Raw genomic sequence first — 8,543 nt, 5'->3', positions numbered from 1 at the left:
CGGCCGGGACGCGTGCCGGCCCCCGGTCCGGCGCGCCGCGGTGCCGCGGGCCCGCACGGTGACCGGCGGCACCAGGTTCTCCGCGGCGCAGAAGTCGAGGAAGTCACGGATCTGGGCGTCGACGTGGTTCGCGACCGCGGCGGCGCGTTCGAGCCGCTGCGCCTCGGCCCGTTTCGAGCTGCGGATGGCGTGGCTGCCCCGAAGCAGCACGTCGGTGAGCGTCTCCGGCAGCGCCTCGCCGGTGGGGGAGAACCCGACCGGCCAGGCGTCGGAGTCGGTCGGTTGCAGATATCGGTGCGGTACCGGCGGCGCCCACAACGCCGGCCTGGTGTCGGGGACCGGCCGGTTGTCGGGGACGGGCCGGCTCTCGGAGACCGGACGGCTGTCGGAGACCGGACGGTTGTCGGGGACGGGCCGGGCGTCGGCGGCGGATTCCGGGACCGGCCGGGCGTCGGCGGCGGGGGTCTCGGCGGTGCGGGCCCGCGCGGCGCCGGTATCGGCCGGGACGGGGGTGGGCGGCGCCGGCATCTGGCCAGGCACGGAGTGATCGTTTCTGGACGGGCGAGCCCCTGCACCGGACACCGTCCTCACCCCCACCCACCATCGCTCAACGTGACTGTTCAAGCGTCGACGGTAGCGCTGCGTTATGCAAGTGGGGTGGCGGCCGTCCGGGGCCGCGCCGAGCGGGGTCGTCAGACCAGATCGTTGATCACCAGGGTCTGGTCCCGGCCGGGGCCGACGCCGATCGCGGAGACGGGGGCGCCGGAGAGCTCCTCCAACACCCGGATGTAGTCCTTCGCGGCCGCGGGGAGGTCGGCGTACTTCCGCACGTCGGAGAGGTCCTCATGCCAGCCCGGCAGCTCGGTGTAGATGGGCCGGGCATGGTGGAACTCGGTCTGCGTCATCGGCATCTCGTCGACCCGCTCGCCACCGATGTCGTAGCCCACACAGATCGGTACGCGGTCGAAGCCGGACAGCACGTCCAGCTTGGTGAGGAACAGGTCGGTCAGGCCGTTGACCCGCACCGCGTAGCGGGCGATCACCGCGTCGAACCAACCGGTGCGCCGCGCCCGGCCGGTCGTCACGCCGAACTCGCCGCCGATGCGCCGTAGCTCCTCACCGACCTTGTCGTCCAGCTCGGTGGGGAAGGGGCCGGCACCGACCCGGGTGGTGTACGCCTTGATGATCCCGACGACCCGGTTGATCCGGGTCGGCCCGATGCCGGCGCCGGTCGCCGCGTACCCGGCAGTCGGATTCGAGGAGGTCACGAACGGGTAGGTGCCGTGGTCGACGTCGAGCAGCGTGCCCTGGGAGCCCTCCAGCAGCACGACCTTGCCCGCACGCAGCGCGCGGTCCAGCACCAGGCCGGTGTCGGCGATGTGCGGGCCGAGGCGTTCGGCGTAGGCGGCGTACTCCTCGACGACCTCGTCCACCTCGATCCGCCGCCGGTTGTAGACCTTCGCCAGGACCTGGTTCTTCTCGCGTAGCGCGAGTTCGAGCTTCTTGCGGAAGATGCCCGGGTCGAGCAGGTCCTGGACCCGGATGCCGGTGCGGGCGACCTTGTCGCCGTAGGTCGGGCCGATCCCGCGGCCGGTGGTGCCGATCCGCGCCTTGCCCAGGTAGCGCTCGGTCACCCGATCCAGGGCCCGGTGATGCGGCATGATCAGATGAGCGTTCGCGCTGATCAGCAGGCGCGAGACGTCGATGCCCCGGGCGGCGAGTCCGTCCATCTCGGTGAGCAGGACGCCGGGGTCGATCACAACCCCGTTGCCGATCACCGGCACGCAGTCGGCCCGCAGGATGCCGCTGGGGATCAGGTGGAGGGCGTAGTGCTCCTCCCCGATGACCACCGTGTGGCCGGCGTTGTTGCCGCCCTGGTAGCGGACGACGTAGTCGACGGCGCCGCCCAGAAGGTCGGTCGCCTTTCCTTTTCCCTCGTCGCCCCATTGGGCGCCGATGAGGACGAGAGCGGGCACCGGGCGAGGTTACTAGGGATGGCACTCGCGCGTGGCCGGTCGGACGATGCTTCTACCGACCGGCGCCGGCGACTCACGATCCGTCGAAGCCGAGTTCGCGTGCGGCGAGAGGATCGCTGTCGGTGAGGAAGGTGCGGCAGCGGGTAGCCTCCTCGGCCTCCCCGATGGCCGCCGCGGCGTGCCCGAGCGCAGCCAGGGACCGCAGGAAGCCGCGGTTCGGCCCGTGTGACCAGGGAATCGGCCCGGTGCCCCGCCAGCCGGCGCGGCGCAGCGCGTCGAGTCCGCGGTGGTATCCGGTGCGGGCGTACGCATATGCCTCGACGGGTCGGTCCCCGGCCAGCGCGAGTTCAGCGAGGGCTGCCCACGGGGCGCTCAGCCCGGGCGAGGCGGCGGCCACGGCCGCCGGCGCCTCCCCCGCGGCCAGCGCGTCGGTGGCGATGGCGTCGGAGGGCAGCAGCGTCGGCGGCGGGCCCGAGAGCAGGTTGCGGCCCGGATCGGACGGCGTGGTCATGGATGCATCCTGCCGTACGGGTACGGCGACCTGCCGTGCGGGTGTGGCGACTCGCTGTCCGGGCGCGGTGACCCGCCGTGCGGGTGGGGCGAGCAGTCGCGGCGGGTCACGATCGGACGGTGACGTTCCACAGGTTCTGGCCGACGGCGCCGGGCTGGCCGTCGCTGACCCGGGTCAGGTAGCCGTAGAGGGCGGCGATGCCCTGCGACTGCGGACCGAACTTTCCGTCGACGGTGAGCATGAAGCTCTTGTTGCGCATCGCGGCCTGCCAGACGAACGCGTCCGGGCGGACGTCGTCACCGTAATCGGCGTTCAGGACGGTGCCCTTGTAGGCGTTGTCGCCCAGCTCCTGGCGGGCGCGGTCCAGCGTCATCGGCGGCTCGGCGGGGGTGAGGGCCTGCTCGATGACGTCGCCGGAGCCGGAGCCGACCGAGGCCGGGCCGTTGTTGGTCAGGCCCATCTTGCGGGAGCAGGACGGCCAGGGCTGCCAGCCGCGGGAGTTGTAGAGCTTGGCGGCCGCGGCGTCCTGCGTGGCGGGGGGCGCCTGGTAGGGCCGGCCGGAGTAGCCGAGGCCGTGCCAGGTCCCGTCGTCGAACTGGTACGCGCCGGAGAAGCCGTTGCCGGTGTTGATGGCATAGTTCCCGCCGGACTCGCACTGGCGGAGCTTGGCGAAGTCGTCGGCCGTGGCCGCGCCGGCCGGGGCCGCGGTGACCGCCAGCCCGCTGCCGACGATGGCCGTCACCGCGCCGGTCGTGCGAAGAATACGACCCGCGGTCGAGTGAGCCTGCGGGGCCCGATGTTTACCACCACGCCGTCCTGACGGCACGTCAGTCCAATCCCGATCGCCTGCGGGGTGAGCTGTCGGGTGCGGGCTGGGATGGCCCGGCCGGTCCGCCCCGGGCCGTCGGTGCTGGGTGGGAATCGTTCTCCCCACACCGGATGGCTGGGACGAGCCTGCTTAACCCCAAGGGCGTCCAGGACGCCCGGATGGTGGGTCCCCCACTCCTGCCCGTTGCGGTGCGTACTAGTACGAGCCGCTCGCACGTCGGGCAGGACTCGGCGTCCGTCCGAGCGACCTCGCCGGGTGGCGAGTGATCGGCACTCTAGCGAGAACGGTCCAGGGGGCGCAAACCGGGGTGGTTCGGAGTAACCAGGTTGGGACGCGCGAACGGCGGAGCCCAACGGTGCCGCCCGATCGGAGGGCGGTGTGTGCCGCCGGCGCCGCGGGGTACCTCCACGGCGGACAGCGGCATCCGGTGCGAAGCAGGTGGCCGACCGGCCCATCTCGGAGCGCGCAGCGGAGGTTGTCCGGGCGTCCGGGCGGGCCGGTCGGGGTGGGTCGGTGAGCTCCCCTGGCCGGTGTCACCGGGGTGGGAAGGTCGTCCGGCAACCGTGACGCGCGTCCCCGCGTCCCGGGTCGGATGGACTACGTGCGAACGGTGCCGTTCGGCGGCGCGGCAGTCGGCCGGATGGCTACCGGGCGTGACGCGGCGCTCAGCCGAAGGTGGCGTGCCAGGTCGCCGGGCCGACGATGCCGTCGACGGCCAGACCGTGGGAGCCCTGGAAGGCGCGGGCGGCTGCGGCCGAGCGCGGCCCGAAATGTCCGTCCACTGCGATTGGGTAACCGAGCTGGCTCATCCGGCTCTGCCAGGCGCGGACATCGGCCCGGTCGAGCCCGACCAGCGCAGCCGTGAGGTTACGGGTGAAGTTTGGGGTGGTCGACGCCACGGGGCTGGTCGTCAGCACGGCGCGCTGCGCCGAGCGCGACGCCTGCACCGCGCCGCTGGCCGACGAACCGCCCGCGAGCTGGTCGGCACCCATGCCGCGACCGCAGACCGGCCACTGGCCGAAGCCGGAGCGCTGGGCGAGCCGGAGGGCGGCCTGGTCCTGGACCGCCGGGGTCGCCTCGTGGGGCAGGCCGGGGTAGCCGAGGCTGTGCCAGGTACTGGCCGAGAACTGGAAGGCGCCGTAGTAGCCGTTGCCGGTGTTGGTCGTGTAATCACCGCCGGACTCGCACTGCCGCAGACCCGCCCAGGTTTGGGCCTCGGCCGGCTGGCTGACCGCAAGGGTGCCGCCGACCGCCGCCGCGAGAACCGGAGCAACCATGAGGGCCCGCGCCCGGATACGGGTGCCGGCGCTCCATTGTCGGCCACTGGTACGTGCGTCGGACATATTTTTGTGGTCCTTCCCCACGCCTGCGAGGTGAGCTGTCGGATTCGGGCTGGGAACTGCCCGGCCATGCCAGGGATTCCTGGGGACACGCGCTCGCACCGAAAGACCCTGGTGCGTCTGTCACTCATGGCTTCACCCCGAGAGCATCGAATCCCTTCGACGCTCGGAGTTGGTTCCCCCGTTCCTGCCGCCCAGTCTGGAGAAATCGTCGGCCGGGGGCAGGATTCGGCGTGCCGTCCGACGAATGCCAGACGATTTCGTCGGGCACGGCGAAGACCATAACCACGCCGGCCGGCGAGTCGCCAAGCATTGAATAGGTCACGTGAAAAAGAGCACAGTCGGCGCGCCTGCTTGAGTGCCCGTGGGGTGACTGGTATCGCGCGTGCGCGCCCGCTCATCAACCTGGCGTTATCTCGGGCGGGGGTATTTGTGGCCGGCTGATCACCCTGTTTGCCGATGGGCGATGACGACCAGAGCGTGGTGAATCACGCCGAATGAGTGACCTGCGGAGAAGCAATATCGACTGTGACTCGGTGGCCCGGAAGGGCGCAATGGTCCGTTTACCCCGGTTCGTCCTGGGCAGCGTACCTGTGTGAGAAAAACTACGGAAACCTGGTGGTGACTTACGACCTTGTCGTTCGGTGCGCGACGCGCCTGGTCAGGTACGCGGCGGCGTAGCGACGCTCGGCGGCCCGGGTCCCGAGGGGAGATGTCCCTGGTTGGGCCCGCGGGGCGGCCGAGGCGGCCGCACGTCCGCCTCGTGTGGGTCGATCTGGCCGAAACCTGCTGGTGATAAGCGTGGCCGGGCAACGGACCCGAGGCGGACCACTCGGCGAAAGACAGTGGTCCCCCAGTCGCGTGAGGCAACTGGGGGACCGTGGGCGCCCGGATGGTACGGGACATCGCCGGGACCATCGATGGTGCGGGCCTGCCGGATGTCCGTTCTGTGCCGGTCGTTCCGTCCCGACTGCGGGCGGCCGGCTGGTATCCGCCCGGCCCCCGGATTGGTTGCCGATGCGCGCCGGGCCGGTCCGGCGATCTGCCGGCCGAGCCGGCAGATTCGAGGAAACCACTCGAACGGCCGGCCCGACCGAGGTGTGCCCGGATCGGTCCGGGTAGTGCCCGGCGGCACACCGGGGACAACGATCGCCGGGTGTGATCCTCCGGGTCGGGAGGGTCGCGGTCGGACCGGGCTCGGGAGCGGGCCGGGGCTATGCCCTGCTGAGGGACCGACCGGCGGAGCGGAGGTCCTCGCACGCCTGGGCCACGCGGGCCGCCATGCCGCTTTCGGCGAGCTTCCCGTAGGTGCGCGGGTCGTAGGCCTTCTTCGCCCCGACCTCGCCGTCCACCTTGAGTACCCCGTCATAGTTCTTGAAGACGTGGTCCACGATGGGACGGGTGAATGCGTACTGGGTGTCGGTGTCCACATTCATCTTCACGACCCCGTAGTCCAGGGTCTCCCGGATCTCGCTGAGGTCCGAGCCGCTGCCGCCGTGGAAGACGAGGTCGAACGGCTTCGATCCGGCCGGCAGACCCAGTTTCTGGGCAACGTGATCCTGGCCTTCGCGAAGAATCGTCGGGCGAAGCTTGACGTTTCCCGGCTTGTACACCCCGTGCACGTTGCCGAAGGTCGCGGCCAGCAGGTAACGGCCCTTCTCGCCCGAACCGAGGACTTCGGCGGTCCGCCACATGTCGCCCGGCGTGGTGTAGAGCTTCTCGTCGATCGCGCCGACGACGCCGTCCTCCTCGCCGCCGACGACACCGATCTCGACCTCGAGAACGATCTTCGCGGCGGTGGCGTCGGCGAGCAGCTCCTCCGCGATCTTGAGGTTCTCCTCGAGCTCGACGGCCGAGCCGTCCCACATATGGGACTGGAACAGCGGCTCGCGGCCGGCGGCGACCCGCTCCTTCGAGATCGCGATGAGCGGCCGGATGTAGGTGTCGAGCTTGTCCGCCGGGCAGTGGTCGGTGTGCAGCGCGATGGTGACCGGGTAGGCCTTCGCGACGTGGTGGGCGTACTCGGCCAGGGCCTCCGCGCCCAGGACCATGTTCTTCACCGTCGAACCGGACAGGTACTCCGCCCCGCCGGTGGAGACCTGCACGATCCCGTCGCTGCCCGCCTCGGCGAACCCCCGCAGGGCGGCGTTCAGGGACTGCGACGAGGTGACGTTGATCGCGGGGTAGGCGAAGGATTCGGACTTCGCCCGGTCGAGCATCTGGGCGTAGGTCTCTGGGGTGGCGATGGGCATCGGTGGGGCTCCTTGTCGAAGCTGTCGGGGCGCCGATCAGCCATGGACGGCGGCGCTGAGCAGCCCGATAGGGCCGGCAGACCACCGTTGGACTGTTGGTGGGCGAAGGGTATGACGGCTCGCCCCGTCCGGGTGGTCGGATGCGGCCGACGTCGCCGGGACAAAGTCGGTTACTGACACTGCGCTGATGTGCATTGCCTGTTCGGCGGGACGGCGAGGGTCGCCGGGCATCGCGACCAGGGGTGGGGGGATGGGATGGCCCGGACGGGCGTGGTCCGTCGGCAGGCCCGGCAGGTGAACCGCGGCGACGCGCCCGACACCCGGCCGGGTCCGCCCGGCACACTGGTCACGTGGACGTCGGCAGCCTGTCCGGGACGACGCTGTACATCGTCCTGTTCGCAATGATTTTCACCGAGAGCGGGATCCTTATCGGGTTCTGGCTTCCCGGGGACACGATCCTGTTCGCGGCCGGTCTGGTCGCCGCGGACGCCGGCGCGGACGTCTCCATATATGTCCTGTGCGTGGGGGTCGCCCTCGCGGCCAGTGCCGGCGCCGCCGCGGGCTACTACACCGGGCACCGGCTGGGCCGGCCCTTCCTGGAGCGTCGCTACGCCCCGGCCCTGGCCCGAACGGAGGAGTTCTACCGGCGGTTCGGGGCAGTCACCCTGGTGGCCGCCCGGTTCGTCCCGTGGGCGCGGACGTTCGCTCCGGTCCTGGCCGGGGCGGTGGCCATGCCGTGGCACCGGTTCATCGTCGCCGTGGTGTCCGGTGCGGTGGTCTGGGGGACCGGGCTGATCCTGCTGGGCTACGCGGCTTCCGCCATCCCTGGTCTGCGCGATGCCACGGGCTGGCTCGCGCTGGTGGTCGTGGTCGCCTCCGTCCTGGCGGGGGTCGGCGGCGAGCTGCTGCGCCGCCGCACCTCCCGCGGCCGGGCCAGCCACGAACAGTCGGCCCCCGGACCCGCCGCCGACCGGGGGCCGGCGAGCGGTGACCCGGACCAGAACGACGGCTCGCCGCCGGCATCGGCTTCCGCGCCGGCATCGGCTTCCGCGCCGGCGCCGGCGACCGAACCGGAACCGGTGCCGACGGCGCAGGCGGACCCCTCCGCCGCCGCGGTGACCGATCGAGACCGCTGACCGGCGGGTCGCCCGCCGATCATCGGCCATTCGTCGCGATTCGCCGCCGGAGACGCCGGCGTTGTCCTTTCGTGCCCCCGGCGGCCGGGCCGCTGCCCTGATCGATCCGGCAGGTAATCTCCACCACATCGCTACCAGATCACATCGGGTGGGCAATGGGCGTTGATGATGGTAGTTCCTGACTACGCCTAGCTAGCCTTGATCGATCCAGCCAGGAGGTCGGGGGGCCGACCGAGCGAAGGGTTCGATGCAGCGCACGCGTAATCGCCACCGGGCGCCCCGGCGCCCGGCCCTGCCCGCGTGCGGCGCGGCGGCGGGTGTCCTGCTGGCCACGCTCGTACTCGCGCTGTGGGTCACCAGCCGTGCCGGACCGGCGATCCCGGGACTCGCCGTCCGCGCGGCCGGCGGGACGTCGGTGGGCGGGGTGTGGTGCACGGGTAAACCTCGCGGGGGGGCCACGGGGCCGGGCGGGAAGGGCTACCCCACCGCTTTATCTTTT

General features: G+C 71.4%; 6 protein-coding genes, 2 pseudogenes and 2 riboswitches. Of the genes and pseudogenes, 2 read left to right on the top strand and 6 right to left on the bottom strand.

Features of this window, described 5'->3' with window-relative positions; translation table 11 throughout:
* The 6 genes and pseudogenes from ND748_RS19110 to fbaA form a co-directional block, all read right to left on the bottom strand.
* Positions 1-540 (bottom strand): annotated as a pseudogene (locus ND748_RS19110) (hypothetical protein); the annotation flags it as partial.
* Between the two features lie 152 nt (positions 541-692).
* Positions 693-1,976, bottom strand: a complete 1,284-nt coding sequence (locus tag ND748_RS19105) for an adenylosuccinate synthase (RefSeq protein ID WP_251747371.1) — start codon at positions 1,974-1,976, stop codon at positions 693-695.
* 73 nt (positions 1,977-2,049) lie between these two features.
* Positions 2,050-2,487 (bottom strand): DUF3151 domain-containing protein, encoded by a 438-nt coding sequence (locus tag ND748_RS19100; protein WP_251747370.1) that lies wholly within the window; start codon positions 2,485-2,487, stop codon positions 2,050-2,052.
* Between the two features lie 106 nt (positions 2,488-2,593).
* On the bottom strand, positions 2,594-3,313 hold the full coding sequence (locus tag ND748_RS19095; protein WP_251747369.1) for a transglycosylase family protein: 720 nt from the start codon (positions 3,311-3,313) through the stop codon (positions 2,594-2,596).
* 2 nt (positions 3,314-3,315) lie between these two features.
* A riboswitch (cyclic di-AMP (ydaO/yuaA leader) is annotated at positions 3,316-3,517 on the bottom strand.
* A gap of 464 nt (positions 3,518-3,981) precedes the next feature.
* Entirely contained in the window at positions 3,982-4,659 is a 678-nt protein-coding gene (locus tag ND748_RS19090) for a transglycosylase family protein (protein ID WP_251747368.1), read from the bottom strand.
* A 7-nt stretch (positions 4,660-4,666) separates the two neighbouring features.
* A riboswitch (cyclic di-AMP (ydaO/yuaA leader) is annotated at positions 4,667-4,900 on the bottom strand.
* A gap of 970 nt (positions 4,901-5,870) precedes the next feature.
* Positions 5,871-6,908 carry a class II fructose-bisphosphate aldolase gene (fbaA, locus tag ND748_RS19085; RefSeq protein WP_251747367.1) on the bottom strand — a complete coding sequence of 346 codons (1,038 nt, stop codon included), beginning with the start codon at positions 6,906-6,908 and terminating at the stop codon, positions 5,871-5,873.
* A 350-nt stretch (positions 6,909-7,258) separates the two neighbouring features.
* Here fbaA and ND748_RS19080 point away from each other — a divergent pair, with 350 nt between their 5' ends.
* Both ND748_RS19080 and ND748_RS19075 read left to right on the top strand, forming a co-directional pair.
* A complete protein-coding gene (locus ND748_RS19080) occupies positions 7,259-8,044 on the top strand; it encodes a DedA family protein (RefSeq protein WP_251747366.1) in 786 nt (261 codons plus the stop codon).
* A 247-nt stretch (positions 8,045-8,291) separates the two neighbouring features.
* Positions 8,292-8,543 (top strand): annotated as a pseudogene (locus tag ND748_RS19075) (CAP domain-containing protein); the annotation flags it as partial.

The sequence above is a fragment of the Frankia sp. AiPs1 genome (genome assembly GCF_023716945.1).
Taxonomy (GTDB): Bacteria; Actinomycetota; Actinomycetes; order Frankiales; family Frankiaceae; genus Frankia.
This window is presented reverse-complemented; position numbering and strand designations above follow the sequence as displayed.